15 protein-coding genes are annotated in these 17,437 nt (G+C 67.5%); 8 read left to right on the top strand and 7 right to left on the bottom strand.

Features of this window, described 5'->3' with window-relative positions:
- Positions 1-3 precede the first annotated feature (3 nt).
- The gene (locus AC5P9W_RS03875) at positions 4-579 is read right to left on the bottom strand and encodes a hypothetical protein (RefSeq protein ID WP_495218868.1); all 576 of its coding nucleotides are present in this window, start codon (positions 577-579) and stop codon (positions 4-6) included.
- Between the two features lie 241 nt (positions 580-820).
- Here AC5P9W_RS03875 and AC5P9W_RS03880 point away from each other — a divergent pair, with 241 nt between their 5' ends.
- The 3 genes from AC5P9W_RS03880 (at position 821) to AC5P9W_RS03890 (ending at position 5,001) form a co-directional block, all read left to right on the top strand.
- The gene (locus AC5P9W_RS03880) at positions 821-1,216 is read left to right on the top strand and encodes a DUF2946 family protein (RefSeq protein WP_111098577.1); all 396 of its coding nucleotides are present in this window, start codon (positions 821-823) and stop codon (positions 1,214-1,216) included.
- 129 nt (positions 1,217-1,345) lie between these two features.
- Positions 1,346-3,484, top strand: coding sequence for a TonB-dependent receptor (locus tag AC5P9W_RS03885; RefSeq protein ID WP_180832387.1), 2,139 nt, complete (start codon positions 1,346-1,348; stop codon positions 3,482-3,484).
- An 11-nt stretch (positions 3,485-3,495) separates the two neighbouring features.
- Positions 3,496-5,001, top strand: coding sequence for a PepSY domain-containing protein (locus tag AC5P9W_RS03890; protein WP_495218870.1), 1,506 nt, complete (start codon positions 3,496-3,498; stop codon positions 4,999-5,001).
- Between the two features lie 9 nt (positions 5,002-5,010).
- Here AC5P9W_RS03890 and AC5P9W_RS03895 read toward each other — a convergent pair whose 3' ends face one another.
- Both AC5P9W_RS03895 and AC5P9W_RS03900 read right to left on the bottom strand, forming a co-directional pair.
- Positions 5,011-6,144, bottom strand: a complete 1,134-nt coding sequence (locus AC5P9W_RS03895; protein ID WP_495218871.1) for an MFS transporter — start codon at positions 6,142-6,144, stop codon at positions 5,011-5,013.
- 11 nt (positions 6,145-6,155) lie between these two features.
- Positions 6,156-6,932 carry a DeoR/GlpR family DNA-binding transcription regulator gene (locus AC5P9W_RS03900; protein ID WP_021202613.1) on the bottom strand — a complete coding sequence of 259 codons (777 nt, stop codon included), beginning with the start codon at positions 6,930-6,932 and terminating at the stop codon, positions 6,156-6,158.
- 159 nt (positions 6,933-7,091) lie between these two features.
- Between AC5P9W_RS03900 and smqnr the strand changes: the two genes are divergently transcribed.
- On the top strand, positions 7,092-7,739 hold the full coding sequence (gene smqnr, locus AC5P9W_RS03905) for a SmQnr family pentapeptide repeat protein (protein ID WP_111098575.1): 648 nt from the start codon (positions 7,092-7,094) through the stop codon (positions 7,737-7,739).
- A gap of 3 nt (positions 7,740-7,742) precedes the next feature.
- Here the strand turns inward: smqnr and AC5P9W_RS03910 are convergent, their stop codons facing one another.
- Both AC5P9W_RS03910 and AC5P9W_RS03915 read right to left on the bottom strand, forming a co-directional pair.
- Complete coding sequence (locus AC5P9W_RS03910; RefSeq protein ID WP_111103382.1) at positions 7,743-8,417, bottom strand: class I SAM-dependent methyltransferase; 675 nt, start codon at positions 8,415-8,417, stop codon at positions 7,743-7,745.
- Between the two features lie 134 nt (positions 8,418-8,551).
- Entirely contained in the window at positions 8,552-9,931 is a 1,380-nt protein-coding gene (locus tag AC5P9W_RS03915) for an aminotransferase-like domain-containing protein (RefSeq protein ID WP_021202610.1), read from the bottom strand.
- Positions 9,932-10,064: 133 nt separating this feature from the next.
- On the opposite strand from AC5P9W_RS03915, the gene AC5P9W_RS03920 reads away from it, so the two are divergent.
- Positions 10,065-10,988 carry a DMT family transporter gene (locus tag AC5P9W_RS03920; protein WP_495218872.1) on the top strand — a complete coding sequence of 308 codons (924 nt, stop codon included), beginning with the start codon at positions 10,065-10,067 and terminating at the stop codon, positions 10,986-10,988.
- Here the strand turns inward: AC5P9W_RS03920 and AC5P9W_RS03925 are convergent.
- Positions 10,978-11,901 (bottom strand): LysR family transcriptional regulator, encoded by a 924-nt coding sequence (locus AC5P9W_RS03925; RefSeq protein WP_495218873.1) that lies wholly within the window; start codon positions 11,899-11,901, stop codon positions 10,978-10,980. The genes AC5P9W_RS03920 and AC5P9W_RS03925 overlap by 11 nt on opposite strands.
- Positions 11,902-12,007: 106 nt before the next feature.
- On the opposite strand from AC5P9W_RS03925, the gene AC5P9W_RS03930 reads away from it, so the two are divergent.
- Positions 12,008-13,525, top strand: a complete 1,518-nt coding sequence (locus AC5P9W_RS03930; protein ID WP_197574804.1) for an MFS transporter — start codon at positions 12,008-12,010, stop codon at positions 13,523-13,525.
- 278 nt (positions 13,526-13,803) lie between these two features.
- Here AC5P9W_RS03930 and AC5P9W_RS03935 read toward each other — a convergent pair whose 3' ends face one another.
- Complete coding sequence (locus AC5P9W_RS03935) at positions 13,804-14,208, bottom strand: GFA family protein (RefSeq protein WP_058979411.1); 405 nt, start codon at positions 14,206-14,208, stop codon at positions 13,804-13,806.
- Between the two features lie 170 nt (positions 14,209-14,378).
- On the opposite strand from AC5P9W_RS03935, the gene AC5P9W_RS03940 reads away from it, so the two are divergent.
- On the top strand, positions 14,379-15,353 hold the full coding sequence (locus AC5P9W_RS03940) for an Lnb N-terminal periplasmic domain-containing protein (protein ID WP_197574903.1): 975 nt from the start codon (positions 14,379-14,381) through the stop codon (positions 15,351-15,353).
- Positions 15,353-17,374: an esterase/lipase family protein gene (locus tag AC5P9W_RS03945; RefSeq protein ID WP_021202605.1), complete on the top strand. Its 2,022-nt coding sequence runs from the start codon at positions 15,353-15,355 to the stop codon at positions 17,372-17,374. Before AC5P9W_RS03940 ends, AC5P9W_RS03945 begins: the two co-directional genes overlap by 1 nt.
- The last annotated feature ends 63 nt before the right edge of the window (positions 17,375-17,437 follow it).

Below are 17,437 nucleotides of genomic sequence, written 5' to 3' on the forward strand. Positions count from 1 at the left end.
GCGCTACTTGGCGAGCGGACGCGATTCGTGAATCAGCATCCTGGCGCTTGCGCCACGAAGTGGTGCGATGTCTTCAACCGTGCTGACCTGGACCCGATACCGGCCATGCGCCTGCAACGGCAGCAACGCGACATGCAATCGGTATGCGCCATCGCTGCCCCGTTGGATCTGGGCGTAGTTCAGACCCTTACCGCGGTGCCAGTCTGGCAGTGGCTGGCCAGATTGCGACTGTGCGATCTGATACGCGTCGGGGCTTGCCAGCGGCTGCCAAGTGCCGCCGGACCATTGCTGAAGTCCAACGCGTAAAGGAATGTGCAGGTCGCGCGGAGAAGCAGCATCTGGCGATGGGGAGACGTGCTGCAGATCCAGTTCCACCGCATAAGTGCGGTAGCTGGCAAAATTGCGCGCCGTGGTTTCGAACTCGAACTGCACCTGATGGCCGGGCGCGTCCACGGCGATGGGATGTGAGAGTTCCAGCGGCTCTGGCGGTGGGGGCGGCCCCTTGTCGGCGCAGGCAGCAAGCAGCGCGGTCAGGCCGAGCAGGCTGATGCGCTGCCGGTGTGTGATGCGGGTGGTCATGCAGATTCCTCTGGCTCCTTGCCGTGGCCAATTGAACCCTAACGTTGGCGAGGCAGAGCCCGCAAGCGCAGGGACCGCGGTGTGGTGCATTCACATGTCGCCGCGCGAGGCGAGCTCCTGCGTCACCGTGTCGCAGGGGGCAAACCCTGAACGGGGTCCAAGGTTGGGCACAGGCCCGTAGAATGGCCGGGTGCGTCATTCTGTCCTCCACCGCCGGTTCCAGGCCCTGGCTTGGCTTGCCATGCTGCTGGTGCTGCTTGCCCCGCTGGTGAGCCGCTGGCTGGCGCATGGTCACGTGGCTGCCGCTGCGCCGGTGGTAGCCATGGACCACGCAATACACGCAGAGCATGCGCAGCACGCGATGGAAGGGCACCGCGACCATCACGCGATGGCGATGCCGCACGGCGAGACCGCAAAGAAGCCGCCCGCCGATCCGCATGCCGATCATGAGATGGGCGTGGACTGCGATTACTGCCTGATCGCTGCACGGCTGATCACCCTGTTGGTGGCGGCAGTGCTGCTGTTGGCGCCGATGGCACCGGTGTGCCGCGCACTGCGCGGTGCGGTGCAGACGTTGCCGCAACGGATCAGCGGCACATTGGGAGCGCGTGGGCCGCCGGCCTTGATGGCCGTCTGAGCCGCACGCGCGTTGCATTGATCGTTTTTCCATGAGGTTGCCGGCCACGGCCGGTACCCGCACGCGCGTGTTTGTCCCTTTCTGATTGCTGCCCTGCCATCGCGGGGTGGCCTTGCATGCCGTGAAAAAATGAAAACGAACCCCAACTCCGCGCGCCTGCGCCGGGCGACGCTGCCTGTCCTGTGCGCGTTGCTCCTGCATGCTGCGCCCCTGCTTGCCGCCGACGCGGCACCCCCGACCACGCTGGAGACCGTGCGGGTGGTCGATGCCCGTAGCGGCGAGCTGTCGTCCACCGCCAGCGCCGGCTCTGTGTTGGGCCTGAGCGTGCTGCAGACGCCGGCCAGCCTGACTGTGATTTCGCGCGAACAACTGGAGCAGCGCGGCGACAGCAACCTCAACGATGCGATCAGCCGGGCGGGTGCGATCAGTGCCATGCCGCACCCGGGCAACGGCCTGAGCGCGCTGTCCGCCCGCGGCTTCACCGATGGTGCCTCGGTGATGCGGCTGTACGACGGGCTGCGCCAGTACGGCGGCGTGGGCATCACCTTCCCGTTCGATACCTGGTCGATCGAGCGCATCGAAGTACTGCGCGGGCCGGCCTCGGTCATCCACGGCGACGGTGCGATCGGCGGGGTGATCAACATCGTGCCGAAGAAGCCCTCGCGCGGTGCCATCGAAAACGAGATCAGTGTGACAGTGGGCAGCGAGGACACCGCGCGGCTGGGCTTCGGCAGTGGTGGCGCGCTGACGCCCGAGCTGGCCTACCGGCTGGATGTGAGCGGCAACTACAGCGGTGGCTGGGTCGATCGGGGACGCAACGGCGATGCCACCTTCTCCGGCGCGCTGCTGTGGCAGCCGCGCACCGACCTGCAGCTGACCTTCACCCACGCGCAGGGCCATCAGAAGCCGATGCGCTACTTCGGCACGCCGCTGGTGGAGGGACGCCAGTTGGACGCGCTGCGCCACCGCAACTACAACGTCGATGACAGCGAGATCCGCTTCCGCGACCGCTGGACCCAGCTCGACGCGCTGTGGACACCGAACGCGAACGTGGAATGGCGAACCCGCGTCTACCAGATCGACAGCCAGCGTGATTGGCGCAATGCCGAGGCCTATGTCTACAACCGCGCTACCGGCTTGATCGATCGCTCGGGCAATACCGAGATCACCCACAACCAGGACCAGACCGGACTGACCTCGACGCTGCGCGTGCAGGGAACGGCGGGTGGCCTGCAGAACAACTTCGCGGTGGGCCTGGATGCCAACCGCGCGCACTTCAAGCACACCAACAACACCTATGCCGGCAGCTCGGGCCCGGTCGATCCGTTCGATCCGGTGCCGGGCCAGTTCGCCAGCGACGCGCCGAACCTGCCGCGCTATCGCAACCGCGCCGAGCAGTACGCGCTGTTCGTGGAGGACCGGCTGGCGTTGAGCGAACGCTGGTCGGTACTGGGTGGGCTGCGCCACGACCGCGCGCGCATCGATCGCACCGATCTGATCAGTGGCCAGAACGCGTTCTCGAAGACCTACAGCAGCACCGGCTGGCGTGCAGGTACCGTATTCGCGCTGCAGCCGGCGCTGAGCCTCTACGCGCAGTACTCACAGGCGGCGGACCCGGTCAGTGGACTGCTGATGATCAGCCCAGCCAACGGTGCCTTCGATCTGGCCAAGGGCCGGCAGATCGAGGTGGGCCTGAAGCAGGCCTTCGATGGCGGCGAGTGGACGCTGGCGGCGTATCGCATCCGCAAGACCGGTCTGCTCAGCCGTGATCCGCTGGTGCCGGATCGCCGCGTGCAGGTGGGGGCGCAGACCTCGCGCGGTATTGAAGCGTCGTTGACCTGGAACGTCGCGCCGCACTGGTCGCTCGATGCCAACGCGACGGTGCTGAAGGCCGAGTTCGAGGACTTCCTGGAAACCACGGGTTCGCCGGCGGTGCTGGTATCGCGTGATGGCAACGTGCCGCCGAACGTAGCCGAGCGCCTGGCCAGTATGTGGCTGAACTGGCAGTTCGCACCGGACTGGAGTGCGGCGGGTGGCGTGCGTTACGTCGGCAAGCGCTACGCCGACAACGCCAACACACTGGAGCTGCCCGGCTACAGCACCACCGACCTGGCACTGACCTGGCAGGCGGCACCGCGCACGCGGCTGTCCGCGCGGTTGTTCAACGTGTTCGACAAGGCGTACTACGCCACCGCGTACTACACCAGCACGCAATGGCTGCTGGGTGCGGACCGGCGCGTCGAATTCACCGTCGACCATCGCTTCTGAGGAGGCCGGCCATGACGCTGCGATCCACCGCCAGGCGCTGGACCTACCTGGTGCATCGCTGGCTGGGCATCGGCGGATGCCTGCTGATGCTGCTGTGGTTCGTCAGCGGCATGGTGATGCTGTTCATTGGTTACCCGAAGCTGACGCCCGGCGAGCGGCTGGCGGCGTTGCCGGTGCTGGGTGAGGCCCGCGACCTGCAGGAGCTGTCGGTACTGCCTGCCGCCGTGCAGGCCGAGCCGGAGGCTGTGGCATTGACCACGCTACGCGGCGAGCCGGCGTATGTGGTGCGAAGTGGCAGCAATGTGGGCGCCTGGTCTGCCGTGACCGGCCAGGCGCTGCTGCCGGTGTCGGCACAGCGCGCCGAAGCATCCGCTGCACAGTTCGCCGGAGGCCCGGCCTTTGTGGGTGCGATGCGCGTGGAGGAGGACCGCTGGACGCATTCGCGCGCATTGGATGTGCATCGGCCGCTGTATCGCGTCGAGGTGGGCGGTGAGCAACCGGGCGACCTGTATGTGTCCTCGCGTACCGGTGAAGTCGTGCTGGACGCGCCGCATATGCAGCAGCGCTGGAACTATGTGGGCGCCTGGCTGCACTGGTTGTATTTCCTGCGCATGCAGTCGGTGGACCCGGTGTGGACGTGGGTGGTGATCGTGCTGTCCGCACTGTGCACGCTGGCGGCGGTCAGCGGCATCGTGGTGGGTGTGTGGCGCTGGCGTTTCCGTGGGCACTATCGTTCCGGTGCGAAGACACCGTACGTCGAGCCGTGGATGCGCTGGCACCATCTGATCGGTCTGGTGGCAGCGGCCTTCGTGTTCACCTGGATCTTCAGCGGCCTGATGTCGATGAATCCATTGGGCGTCTTCAGCAGCACGCATGAAGCGATTGATGTTGAGCACTATCGTGGCGGCGCGGTGGCGGTGGATGGCACGTTGGCTGAGCCGGCGAGGCTTATGGCTGTGGCCGATGCTGGGCGCTTCCGGCCGGTGGAGATCCAGTGGCGACGGATCGGTGGTGAGCTGTTCGCGGTGTTGCTGGACGGGCAGGGTGATACTCGCATCGTGTCCGGCGGCAGTGGGCACCTGCAGGTCGCACGGTGGCTGTCGGCCCCGTGGCTGCAGCAGAAGGTGCGCGCGTTGTCCGCTGCGCCGATGCAGGGTTTCATGGTGCAGCATGCAGCGGACGCCTACTTCTATCCGCGTGCGCCCGAGGCCATGAATGGTGCGGCGGTACGCCGCTTCCCGGTGGCAGTGGTGGACTTTGGCGATGCGGAGGCGACGCGCGTCTATCTCGATCTGGCGACCGGCGATCCGCTGCTGACGATGGGGCATCGCGAGCGGGTGGGGCGCTGGTTGTTCTACTTCCTGCACAGCTGGGACCTGCCGGCGATGCTGCGCCAGGAAGGTGCCCGGCTGGCGGTACTGCTGCTGCTGAGCGCTGCTGGCACCGCACTGTGTGCCACGGCGACGGTGATCGGCTATCGGCGCTTGCGGATGAAGCTGCGGCGCAGGCGGCGCTGATGCCCTGGGCTACACCCGCAGCCAGCGCGTGGACACCGCCACCAGCAACAAGGCCGTGGCCACGCCGACGAACGCGGCGATCAGGCCGAAATGGTCTGCGGCGAAGCCGATCAGTGCCGGTCCGGCAAGGATGCCGGCAAAGCCGAGCGTGGACACGGCAGTGATCGCTAGCGCGCCGGGCATGCGGGTCTGGTGGCCGGCCAGCGAGAACAGCGCCGGCGCGATGTTGGCGCAGCCAAGGCCGACCAGCACATAGCCCGCCAGCGACGCCTGCCATGGCGTGACCAGGGTCAGCACCAGCACGCCCGCGGCAGCAAGCAGAGCGCCGAGAACGATCGCGCGCTGGCGGCCCACGCGCGCCACCAGTGCGTCGCCGAACAGGCGCGCCACGGTCATGGTCAGGGTGAAGGTCACGTAGCCGACGCCGGCCAGGCTGGCATCGACGCGACGAACGTCACTGAGGAAGACCGCGCTCCAATCCAGCATCGCGCCTTCGCCGAGGAAGGCGACGAACGCCAGCACGCCGATGAACAACACGATGCCGTGCGGCAGGGCCAGCATCGGTGTGTCGTGCGGCATGCGTTCGCTGTGCCAGTGCGCTGCCGACAACAGCATCACCAGCAGCATGGCGCCAACGCCGATCAGCACCGATGCCAAGGGCGGCAGCTGTGCGGACAGCAGCACGGTCATGGTGGCCGCGCCGAGGAAGCCGCCGATGCTGAAGAAGGCATGGAAGCCGGACATCATCACGCGCCGTGCTTCGCGCTCGACGATGACGGCCTGTACGTTCATCGTGCAGTCCATCGCGCCCACGGCGGCACCGAACACGAACAGCACCAGGCCCAGTGACCAGGCCGAACCGGCCAAGGCCAGGCCGGGCACGGTCATGCAGATCAGCAGGCTGCTGGCCACCATCACCCGCCGGCAACCCAGGCGCGCGGCGAGCACACCGGACAACGGCATCGCCAGCAGCGAACCGGCACCGAGGCAGAGCAGCACCAGCCCCAGCGTGGCGTCGTTGATCCCGGTGCGTGCCTTGGCGAACGGCACCAGGGTGGCCCACAGCGCGGTGGCGAAGCCGGGAATGAAGAACGCAGCGCGGGTCGCGTGCTGTTCGGCACGCGCGCGGTTGGCAAGGGACATGAGCGGTACGGTCAGGGGGGAGTGGGGTGTACCGCGATGCCGGCGGCGCGGAAGCGTGCCGCCAATGCGGGCGGTGCGGTGGTGGTCAGCACCAGGTCGTCGATCTCGTCGAGGCTGGCAATCTGCCAGTTGCCGCGTGCACCCAGCTTTTCAGTCGTGGCGGCGACGATGACACGGCTACTGCAGGCCACCATCGCGCGTTTCAGCGTGGCTTCTTCCGCATCCATTGCCCACACGCCGGTGTCGCCGTCCACCGCGCAGGGGCCGGGCAGGTACACGTCGGCACGCAGGCGCTGCACCTGGGCCAATGCCTCGGCGCCGACCGCACCGCCACCGCTGGCCAGGCGTCCGCCGATCAGCTGCACCGAGGTACCTTCGAGCATGCTGGCGGCGGTGGCGATCTGCGGGGCATTGGTGATCACCGTCAGGCCGAGGGCGGCCGGCAATTGCTGGGCGATCGCCAGGTTGGTTGAACCGGCATCGAGCAGTACGACCTGGCCGGGGTGCAGCAACGCGCAGACGCGGGCGGCCAGCTCGGCCTTGTCGCCGCGGTCGCGGGTCAGGCGCTCGCGCAGCGGGCGTTCCTTGGGCGGTGGCAGCACGGCGCCACCGTAAACGCGCTGGCACATGCCCTGTGCGGCCAGTTCGCGCAGATCGCGGCGGATCGAATCTTCGGACACGGCATAGCGGCGCGCCAGTTCGGCGGCGACTACGCGGCCCTGCTGGCGCAGTTCCTCGAGGATCTGCCGGGTGCGCTGGGCGGGGAGGGGGCTGGGATCGGAGCTCATGCTGCAAGTCTGCACGTTCGTGCATTAACGTGCAACAACGTGCATTCGGCATTGGGGGACGCAGGGCGGCTGGACTGCCGGTGAATCCGCCCGCGCCCACGTCTATGGATCGCCCTCGCGGCCCGGCATGATGGCGGGGCACCTGGCATGGAATCCCTGATGTCCCCCACCGTTCACCGCAAGCTGCGCATCGGCGCGGACCAGTACACCGGCCAGAAAGTGGTCGACCAGCAGTTCCATGAGTGCGATTTTTCCGGTGTCGACCTGACCGCCACCGAGTTCATCAACTGCAGCTTCTACGATGCCGACAGCCGCAGTGGCTGCCGCTTCAATGGCACCACATTGAAGGAGGCCAGCTTCCGCAGCTGCGACATCAGCATGTGCCACTTCAACTTCATCAAGGCGCTGGGCCTGGAGATCAGCGAGTGCCGCGCGCAGGGTGCGGATTTCAGCAACGCCAGCTTCATGAACCAGATCACCACGCGCAGTTGGTTCTGCAGCGCCTTCATCAAGAAGTCGAACCTGCGCTATGCCAATTTCTCGCGGGTCACGCTGGAGAAATGCGAACTGTGGGAGAACCGCTGGGACGGTGCGAACGTGAGTGGTGCAAGCTTCGCGGGCTCGGACCTGTCCGGTGGCCAGTTCGAGGGAATCGACTGGAACAGCGCCAACTTCACCGACTGCGACCTGACCAATTCCGATCTGGGCGAGCTGGACCTGCGCAGCACCAACCTGCGCGGCGCCACGCTGGACGTGCAGCAGGTGGCGCTGTTGATGCAGCGGATCGGCATCACCGTGGTGCCGTAGACATCACCCGGCGTACGCCACCCAGCCCTTGAAGCTGAAGCCCGCATAGAACAGCTCCACGCCATCGAAGCCGGCCTCCTGCATCAGCGCGACCTCCTGTTCGGGGGCCAGCAGCGGCAACCGCTCGGCAATGGCGTCGATCGCGCGCTGTGCATCGGCGTGGGCAACCCCCGAGGCTTCGGCGAACGCGGCGTAGCGCTGCAACCAGCGCAGCTTGCTGGCCGGATCCTGCGGCACGCTGTGGTGGGCCACCACCAGCGGTGCGCCGGGCTGCAGGCGCCTGTGCAGCTCGCGCAGCGTGTGCAGGCGCTGCGCGGCGTCGAGGAAGTGCAGGGTCAGCAGGCAGCTGGCACCATCGAAGCGCAGATCGGGTGCATCGTCGATGTAACCTTCCAGCAGCTGCACGCGCGGCATCAGCGGACCCAGTGTCTGCTCGGCCAGGGCCAGCATCGGCGCGGCCGGATCCACACCCAGCAGCTGCCAGCCCGGCTGCGCTTCGGCAAAGGCCTTCAGCTCAAGCCCGCCCCCGGCGCCGAGTACCAGCACGCGGCCCTGTGCGGGAACGTGTTCGGCCAGCAGCAGGCGGGTCATCTGCTGCAACGCGAGGAAACCGGGCACCTGGCGCAGCGGCGCTTCGGCATAGCGGGCCACCGCCTGCGGATCGGAGAACGTGGACATGCGCGGATTCCTGCGGCGGGGGACATGCCACTGTAGCGCGGCGCGCAAGAGGCGTTGCGCGCCGCTGCCACATCGTCGCGGCCAGTTGCGGGGCGTACGCATGGTGGTGGCTGCGCTGGTCGCGCATTCCCGGCTCAGCGCAGCGCGCGCGCCAGTACCTGCCAGATTCTCGGGTCCTGGCACTGCGAAACGTTGAAGCGCAGATAGTCGGCCGCGCGCTGCGACTGGCTGAACGCGTTGCCCGGCGCCAGCACGATGCCCTCGCGCAGGCAGTGCCGCGCCAGTGCGGCGGCGTCGCGGCCGTCGGGCAGCTGGCACCACAGGAACAGGCCGGCTTCCGGCTGCAGCCACGGCGTGATGCCCAGCGCCTGCAGCTTCCGCAGTGTGTGCCGGCGTGCATCGGCCAGGCGCGAACGTATGGACTGCATGTGGCGGCGGTAACCGCTATCGGTCAGCGCGATGTGCATCAACTGCGCGGCCAGATGGCCGCCGCCAAAGCTGGTCGCCAGCTTCAGGTCGGTCAATGCCTCTATCCAGTCGTGGCGCGCAGCGATGTAGCCGCAGCGCGACGCTGCCGACAGCGTCTTGGAGAAACTGCCGACGTGGATCACCCGTGACAGTCCATCGAGCGCGGCCAGCCGCGGTGCCGGCTGCAGTTCGAAGTCGGCGAAGATGTCGTCCTCGACGATGATCAGCTCGCTGCGTTCGGCCAGGCCCAGCAGGCGGTGCGCGATGTTGGCTGAAAGCACCGCGCCGGTCGGGTTGTGCAGTCCGGAATTGGTGAGGTACAGCCGCGGCGAATGCGCCTGCAGGGCTTGCGCGAACGCCTCCAGGTCCGGGCCGCTGTGCGTGTACGGCACGCCGATGGCCTGCACCTGGTGCGCCTTGAGCAGTGCGTGGTAATTGAAGTAGCTCGGGTCATCGACCAGCACGCAGTCGCCGGGCTTGAGCAGGAAACGGCAGAGCAGATCGACCGCGTGCGTACCGGATTCGGTCAGCAGGATCTGCTCCATCGGTGCATCGATGCCAAGCGAGGCGCTGCGCCTTTGCAGCAGCTGGCGCAACGCGGGCAGCCCGAGCGGGCCGGCGTAGTCCACCAGTTGCATGGCATCGGCACGCGCCAGCCCGCGCAGGCCGCGGCGCACGCCATCGTGATACAGCCAGTCACTGGGCATCCAGCCGCACCCTGGCTTGAGATCGCCCGCGGGCGTTTCCAGCGATTGTCGTGATACCCACAGCGGATCCACCGCGCGATCCAGCCGCGGCTCCATTTCGGCCAGCGTCAGCGGTGCGGCCGGGCCACTGACGTAGAAGCCCGAGCCTGCGCGTGCACTGATCAGGCCTTCGGCCGCCAGGCGCTCGTAGGCCTCGACCACGGTGGAGACTGAAACTCCCATGGTCGCTGCCTGCGCACGTACCGAAGGCAGGCGGGAGCCGGGGCCATCCACCCGTGCACTGATGCGGGTGCGGACGGTCTGGATGACCGATTCGATGCGGGTGAGCGGGCGCGGCATGGTGGAACCGTAGTGGAAGTGTGGGCAGTACAGTTACTTGCGGCTGTACTGGATTGTAGCTGGGGTCGTTCCGCGCTGGATGCTTCCATACAGGTGCAGCCGGGCATCGTCCGGCACCTTCAGGAGTACAGGCGTGGAACGGTCGGCGAGTGGTTGGATCAATGGCTTCATCGGTGTGGTGATCTTCGCCGGCTCATTACCGGCCACCCGCCTGGCGGTGCTGCAGCTGGATGCCGGGTTCGTCACCGCCGCACGCGCCACCATCGCCGCGGTGCTCGGCCTGGGCCTGTTGTTGATGCTGCGCCAACCGTGGCCGCGGCGCGGCGACCTGCCGGGGCTGGTGGTGGTCAGCCTCGGCGTTGTGGTCGGCTTCCCGCTGCTGACCGCGCTCGCGCTGCGCCATGCTTCGTCGGCACACACCATCGTGTTCCTCGGCCTGCTGCCGTTGAGTACAGCGGTGTTTGGCGTGCTGCGCGGTGGCGATCGGCCGCGCCCGGCGTTCTGGCTGTTCTCGTTGCTGGGCAGTGCCTGCGTGGTCGGCTATGCCGCGCGCAACGGCATCGAAGCCTCCTTGCAGGCCGACCTGCTGATGCTGGCGGCGATCGTGGTGTGCGGGCTGGGCTACGCGGAAGGTGGTCGGCTCGCCCGTCATCTGGGCGGCTGGCAGGTGATCAGCTGGGCATTGCTGCTGGCGTTGCCGGTGATGCTGCCGATGACGGTGCTGATGCGCCCGGCCTCGCTCTCGGCGGTCGGTGCCTCGGCGTGGTGGGCACTGGGCTACGTGGCAGTGTTCAGCATGCTGATCGGCTTCCTTTTCTGGTACCGCGGGCTGGCCCAGGGCGGCATCGCCGCTGTCGGCCAGCTGCAGCTGCTGCAGCCCTTCTTCGGCCTGGCCCTGGCCGCGCTGCTGCTGCACGAATCGGTCAGCCTCAGCATGGTGCTGGTGACTCTGGTCGCAGTGATCTGCGTCGCCGGCGCGCGCCGCTTCAGCCGCCAGGAAAAAGGGGACGGAAGGGGTCAAGTCGTTTCAGGCACAGCAGGGCCAATTACGACTTAATCCCCTCCGTCCCCTTTTCCGGGGTGCTGCGGAAAAGGTGCGCAACGGCGTAGTCGATGAACACCCGCAGGCGTGCACTGGGATGGCGCCCACCGGGCCATAGCAGCGAGAACTGCCCCTGGTGCGTGGGCAGTGTGGGCAGCACCTGTTGCAGGCGGCCATCGGCCAGCGCGTCGACTGCGAGGAAGTCAGGCATCCAGGCCAGGCCCATGCATCCGATCGCAGCGGCCAGCACGGCCTCCATGTTGTTGCAGGTCATCGCCGTGGGAAGGCGCGCCCCGGAGTCGCCTTCGATGCCCGGCAGCTGCCACGGATGCAGCTTTCCGGTGGTGGGGTAACGGAAGCGCAGCGCGGTATGCATGCGCAGGTCGCCCACATCGCCGGGCGTTCCATGCATCTGCAGATAGCCCGGCGCCGCACAGAGGATGAAACGAAAACCACCCAGCCGCCGTGCGGTCAGGCTGGAATCGGCCAGTTCGCCACTGCGTATCACTGCATCCAGGCCTTCGCTGACCACATCGACGATGCGGTCGTTGAAGTCCAGTTCCAGCTGCACCTGCGGATAGCGTTGCTGGAAGCCGGGGAGCACCGGCAGCAGGAAGCGGTAGCCGATGGTGGGCAGGCCGATGCGCAGCAGTCCGCTGGGGGCGTGCTGTCGCTGCGCCAGGTCCGCCTGCGCTTCGGAAAGCTCATCCAGCGCACGCCGGCAGCGTTGCAGCAGCAGTTCGCCTTCGTCGGTGAGATGCACGCGGCGGGTGGTGCGCTGGAACAGGCGCGTGCCGAGTTCCTGTTCAAGCCGGGCGATGCGCTTGCCGACGGCCGAGGCTGACAGGCCGAGTACGCGGGCGGCACCGACAATGCTGCCTGCCTCCGCGGTGCGGACGAAGGCGAGCAGGGCGGAGATGGAGTCCATGCTTGGATGATTGCGGAAAATCTCGCCGCAATCAACGTCCACCGAGCCTGTTTTTCTGGAATAGCGGCCTGTCCATCATCAATGCCCCTGATGGATGGAGGCCCGCATGGCCCCGGATTCGATGCTCCCTGTACCTGTCCGCGCGCAGCAGCGCTGGGCGCTGCTTGCGGTCTGCCTGGCCGCGCTGGCGTTGCCGTTGTCCTTCTCTGCCGGTGCAGTCGCGGTGCCGGCGCTGGCCCGTTCCGCGGCGGCATCGCCCACCGCGCTGGCCTGGGTGACCAACGCCTTCATGCTCACCTTCGGCAGTCTGTTGCTCGCTGCGGGCGGCTTGGCCGATCGATATGGCCGTCGGCGGCTGTTCCTGCTGGGCACGGCGGGCTTCACCACCGCCACCGCCGCCGTCTGCCTTGCTCGCACGCTGCTATGGCTGGATCTGGCGCGCGGGTTGCAGGGCGTTGCCGCGGCGGCGGCGCTGGCATCCGGCACGGCGCTGCTGGCACAGGCCTGGCAGGGGCCGGCGCGTGCCCGTGTCTTCGCCCTGCTGGGCACCACGTTCGGCATGGGGCTGGCGTTGGGGCCCCTGCTCGCGGGCCTGCTGCTGCAGACATTGGGATGGCGCAGCGTGTTCGCCGCGGGCGGTGTGCTCACGTTGGTGGCCTTCGGCTTGGGGGCACGCGCGTTGCCTGAAAGTCATGGCGAGCGCCGACCACTGGATATCGGCGGCATGCTGAGTTTCAGCCTGACGCTGGCGGCGTTGACCCTGGCGCTGCTGTGGTCGGGCGAGTTCGGCCTGCATGCCGCGCGCGTGCAGCTGGCGCTGCTGGCGACGCTGCTGTCGGGCGGGGTGTTCGTCTTCATCGAACGGCGGCACCCCTCACCGTTGCTGGACCTCTCACTGTTCTCGCAACCGGCGTTCCTTGGTGTCCAGTTGCTGCCGGTGGCGACCTGCTTCGGCTACGTGGTGCTGCTGGTCGTGTTACCTCTGCAACTGCTGGGCGTGCATGGCCAGAGCGCGACGCTGGTGGGACTGCAGATGCTGGCCCTGTCCGCGCCGATGCTGGTGCTGCCGATGCTGGCCGCGCGCTGGGCGGAGCGCGTTGGAAGTGCGCGGCTATGCACGCTGGGCCTGCTGGTCTGTGCCTCTGGTCTGTACCTGCTGTCGCGCCACGCATCGCATCCGTCGCCGTCGCAGTGGGTGCCGTTGCTGATGCTGATCGGCGCAGGAACGGCCTTGCCGTGGGGCTTGATGGATGGGCTGTCGGTCAGCGTGGTGCCGGTACAGCGTGCGGGCATGGCCGCTGGCATCTTCGGAACCGTGCGGGTGGCCGGTGAAGGCATCGCATTGGCCGCAGTCATTGCCTTGCTTGCGCTGCTGATCGGCCATCAGCTGCAGGGCGCGTCGCTGGCATCGCTGGCGCGTGCCGGTGCCTATCTGGCCACGGGGGCGCGGGAACAGGCGCAGGCACTGCTACCGACGATAAGCGGCATGCAGCTGCAGCACGCCAGTAGTGAGGCGCTGGCGACACTGCTGCGTGTACTGGCGCTGCTGACCGCCGCCTGTGCCGCCGTGTTGCGCCTGTTGTTGCGGAAAAGGACAGGTGCCTTGGTCGGGAACATGGTGTAGCAGGCTCATCGCCGCCTCCGCCGTCATCCCGTTGTCGTGTCCCGCTCACGCCGCCTATGCCCACCCGGGCCTAGTGTTGATCGTCCCCGTCCCCCACGGAGACCCGCCATGTGGCTGCTCGACCATCTCTGGCCCAGCCGTCGACCGCTTCCTCCCCCGGTCGAGGACGCGCCGCAGGCACCGTCACGCCGGCCCTGGCTGAAACGCCCGGCGCGGGCGGGGCGCAGCGGCATGGCGCCCTGGCAGAAGATCGCCACGCCGCCGCGGCGCACGCGCCACTAGCCGGTGCGGTCTGACGGGTGGTTGACCCCGTCGCTGACCGGAATAACCCCCAGCGCGAACGGATCAATGCCCTCCAGGCAGGCCACGTTGTAGCCGTACTGGTCGGGGTTGGAGCGGCGCCGGTGATGGGTGTAGATGCCGCACACCCCGCAGAAGTAGTGCTCGGCCACATGGGTATTGAACTGGTATTTCTGCAGGTGGTTCTGCCCGCGGAGCACCTGCAGGCCCTGACGGGGGACGCTGGCGGCGATGGCGCCACGGCGGCGGCACATCGAGCAGTCGCAGCGGCGGGGATCGACGATCCCGTCCGGCAGGTCCAGCAGCAGCTCGACCGTGCCGCAGTGGCAGGTCGCGCGGTGCCGGGGTTGGACCGGAACGCCGGCCACGGAAGTGATGCCCATCGTTGCTCCTGTGTGATCCATCTGGCCGTCGGGCCGCAGCAGACGGTGCGCCGGCGTGCCTGAACGGGCCGTAGATGCCACGGTGAACCCGCTTGTGGCTAACTATGCGGCTTCGGGACCGCGACAGGATGCCAGTGAGAGCCGCAGGACGTTGGATGACAGGAAGTGCCATGGCGCTGGCGGCGTTGTGGGTGACCGGGCTGCTGGCCTATCAGGTGCCGGGGCCGGGCTGGCTGTCCACCGGTGCCGCTGCGCTGTGGCTGCTGGTTGCGCTGTGGGCGTCGTGGCGCGTCGCGCGGGGCCATGCTTCGCGCCGCCTGGGCCTGGCGTTCGGGGCATCGCTGGCACTGGCCGGCCTGTGGTGGCTGCTGCTGTCCCCGCGCCAGGACCGCGTATGGGCCGATGACGTGGCCCAGCGCCTGCATGTGGTGTCCTTCGACGGGCGCCACGTGGTGCTCGACAACGTGCGTGATTTCACTTGGCGCAGCGAAACCGACTACGACGCGCACTGGGTGCGCCGCGCGTACGACCTGGACCAGCTGCGTTCGGCCGACCTGGTGCTGTCGTACTGGATGGGCCCGGCGATCGCCCACACCCTCATCTCGTTTGGCTTCGAGGATGGGCGCCACGTGGTGTTCTCGCTGGAGATCCGCAAGGAACGCGGCGAATCGTTCTCGGCGCTGGGCGGCTTCTTCCGCAAATTCGAGATGACCCTGGTGGCCGCGGAGGAGACCGACATCATCCGCACCCGCACCAATGCGCGTGGCGAGGATGTCTACCTGTACCGCCTGCACGGCATGGACCGTGCGCAGCTGAAGGAGCTGTTCGCCGCGTACATCGCGCAGGCGCGCGAACTGGATGCGAAGCCGGGCTTCTACAACACACTCACCAGCAACTGCACCACGATCGTCTTCGACCTGGCCCGCCAGATCGCGCCGCGCCTGCCGCTGGACTACCGCCTGTTGCTGTCCGGCTACCTGGCCGAGTACGCACAGGAGGTCGGTGCACTGACCCCGGGTGTGCCGTACGCCGAGCTGCACGACAAGGGCCGCATCACCCAGCGTGCGTTGGACCTGGGCAGCGGCGAACACTTCTCCACCGTGATCCGCCAGGGCGTACCTGGCACCGAGCAGGACCCGCAGTAATGACTCGACTCCTCCTGACCCGCTGGCAGCGTGCGCTGCCGGTGTTGTTCGCCGCCTTCCTGCTGCTGGGCAGCAGTGGCTGCGCGATGGTCACCGTCAAGCAGGTCAAGTCCAGCGATTCGCTGGTCAACAAGCGTGCCGACGTGCTCAATACCGGCAAGCTCAGCCCCGCCGCGCGCGAGACGCTCAGCGCGGCAGGCCTGGACGAATCGCAGTGCGAGAAGGACTTCCTGGTCTGCCGCAGCACGCTGCTGATGACCGACGATCTCAATGTCGAGCAGCGGCTGTCGGCGCTGTCCGAACTGTGGGTGAAGGCCGCGCTGGCGCTGACGCCGAAGAAGACCGCAGCCGGTGATCCGCCGATGAGCGACGCAGCGCTGGACGCCTGGCTGGAAGCCGCGCGCTACGCCTATGCCTACCTGTTCTACAGCGGCCGCTCACCATCGGATCGCGCCTTCGAAGACCGGCAGACGCAGGTGCGTGACTACTACAACTACGCGGCCGAGAAGGCGGCGGTGGTGCTGTTCGTCCGCGCGCGCGCCGCTGCGTTGGCGGGCGAGGACTACACGAAGCCGATCTCGGTCGGCAGCTGGTCGCTGGCTTCCAACTACCAGCAGCTGAACCTGAAGAGCATTCCCGCGCAGCTGGTGCCAGCCGGCACGGTCAGCTTCGTCGGGCTGCGCAGTACTTATCGCCGTGATGGCTTCGGTGCCGAGCTGGTGATGGTGATGGACCCGCCGAAGCTGGTCGCACCCGTAGTCGCAGCGGATGGCCCGAAGGCCGAAACGGCAGCGGATGAAGGCGGTGACGAGCGCCGTGGCCGTCGCCACCGGCATGACAATTCGGTGCCTGAGTTCAGCGAGATGTCCTCGATCAACGTCACCGCGTTGCTGCGCTTCGAAGGCAGCAACCTGGACGATGTGATGCGCACGCGCCGGGTCGAGCTGGACGCTTATTCGCCCGAAGCGACCGAGCGCATCTCCCTGCATGGCGAGCAGGTGCCGCTGGCCGGCAACTTCACCGCCGCCTATGGCCTGTGGTTGGCGCAGAGCGGTTTCGCCCGGCAATCACTGCGCACCCTGTTCGGCATGAGCGAGGGCATCGGCGAACCGCACATCTACCTGATGCAGCCGTGGGACCCGAACCGCCGCATCATCTTCATGCTGCACGGCCTGGCCAGCAGCCCGGAAGCCTGGGTGAACCTGGCCAACGAGATCATGGGCGACCCCGAGCTGCGCCAGCAGTTCCAGGTGTGGCAGGTCTACTACCCGACCAACGCGCCGATCGCGCTGAACCGCTACGAGATCGCCAACGCGTTCAATGACACCCTCAAGCACTTCGACCCCAACGGCAGCACGCGCGCATCGAAGGACATGGTCTATATCGGCCACAGCATGGGCGGCGTGCTGGCGCGGCTGCTGGTGAGCGACTCGGGTGATGTGCTGTGGGATGACCTGCTGGCCAACTATGACCTGAAGGGCGAGCGGCTGAAGCGGGTGCAGGCCAAGCTGGGGCCACTGCTGCATTTCAAGGCGCAGCCGAACGTGGAACGCGCGATCTTCATCGCCGCGCCGCACCAGGGCACGGATATCGCCGGCAACAGGGTCGGGCGGCTGATCGGTCGCCTGGTACGCCTGCCGCTGACCATTCTCGGCAAATTCGAGGACGTGTTCATGGCGCTGGCACAGGCCGAGCAGCAGGTCGACGGCACCGCCAAGCCGAAGATCCCCAACAGCATCGACAACCTCAAGGCCAGCGATCCATTCGTGAAGGCCGCAGCGCAGCTGCCGATCGAAGCGGGACTGAAGTACCACTCGATCATCGCCCAGCGCAAGCCGGAGCTGCCGGTGGAAAAGTCCGATGACGGACTGGTGCCGTACTGGAGTGCGCACCTGCCGGGTGCACAGTCGGAGAAGGTCATCATTTCCGGCCACAGCGTGCAGGAGACCCCGCAGGCAGTGCTGGAAGTGCGGCGCATCCTGCACCGGGACATCGATGACGTAGGCACGGGGACCCGGTAGTGCCGGCCGCTGGCCGGCACCATCATGGGATTCCCGCGTGCGCGGAGGTTGCCGGCCAGCGGA

Source organism: Stenotrophomonas sp. YJH_SMC_33, assembly GCF_059372295.1.

What these genes read in the sequence shown, in the direction of transcription:
- AC5P9W_RS03875 (WP_495218868.1), bottom strand. Translation starts at nt 579, where the DNA reads ATGACCACCCGCATCACACACCGGCAGCGCATCAGCCTGCTCGGCCTG.
- AC5P9W_RS03880 (WP_111098577.1), top strand. Translation starts at nt 821, where the DNA reads ATGCTGCTGGTGCTGCTTGCCCCGCTGGTGAGCCGCTGGCTGGCGCAT.
- AC5P9W_RS03885 (WP_180832387.1), top strand. Translation starts at nt 1,346, where the DNA reads ATGAAAACGAACCCCAACTCCGCGCGCCTGCGCCGGGCGACGCTGCCT.
- AC5P9W_RS03890 (WP_495218870.1), top strand. Translation starts at nt 3,496, where the DNA reads ATGACGCTGCGATCCACCGCCAGGCGCTGGACCTACCTGGTGCATCGC.
- AC5P9W_RS03895 (WP_495218871.1), bottom strand. Translation starts at nt 6,144, where the DNA reads ATGTCCCTTGCCAACCGCGCGCGTGCCGAACAGCACGCGACCCGCGCT.
- AC5P9W_RS03900 (WP_021202613.1), bottom strand. Translation starts at nt 6,932, where the DNA reads ATGAGCTCCGATCCCAGCCCCCTCCCCGCCCAGCGCACCCGGCAGATC.
- smqnr (WP_111098575.1), top strand. Translation starts at nt 7,092, where the DNA reads ATGTCCCCCACCGTTCACCGCAAGCTGCGCATCGGCGCGGACCAGTAC.
- AC5P9W_RS03910 (WP_111103382.1), bottom strand. Translation starts at nt 8,417, where the DNA reads ATGTCCACGTTCTCCGATCCGCAGGCGGTGGCCCGCTATGCCGAAGCG.
- AC5P9W_RS03915 (WP_021202610.1), bottom strand. Translation starts at nt 9,931, where the DNA reads ATGCCGCGCCCGCTCACCCGCATCGAATCGGTCATCCAGACCGTCCGC.
- AC5P9W_RS03925 (WP_495218873.1), bottom strand. Translation starts at nt 11,901, where the DNA reads ATGGACTCCATCTCCGCCCTGCTCGCCTTCGTCCGCACCGCGGAGGCA.
- AC5P9W_RS03930 (WP_197574804.1), top strand. Translation starts at nt 12,008, where the DNA reads ATGGCCCCGGATTCGATGCTCCCTGTACCTGTCCGCGCGCAGCAGCGC.
- AC5P9W_RS03935 (WP_058979411.1), bottom strand. Translation starts at nt 14,208, where the DNA reads ATGGGCATCACTTCCGTGGCCGGCGTTCCGGTCCAACCCCGGCACCGC.
- AC5P9W_RS03940 (WP_197574903.1), top strand. Translation starts at nt 14,379, where the DNA reads ATGGCGCTGGCGGCGTTGTGGGTGACCGGGCTGCTGGCCTATCAGGTG.
- AC5P9W_RS03945 (WP_021202605.1), top strand. Translation starts at nt 15,353, where the DNA reads ATGACTCGACTCCTCCTGACCCGCTGGCAGCGTGCGCTGCCGGTGTTG.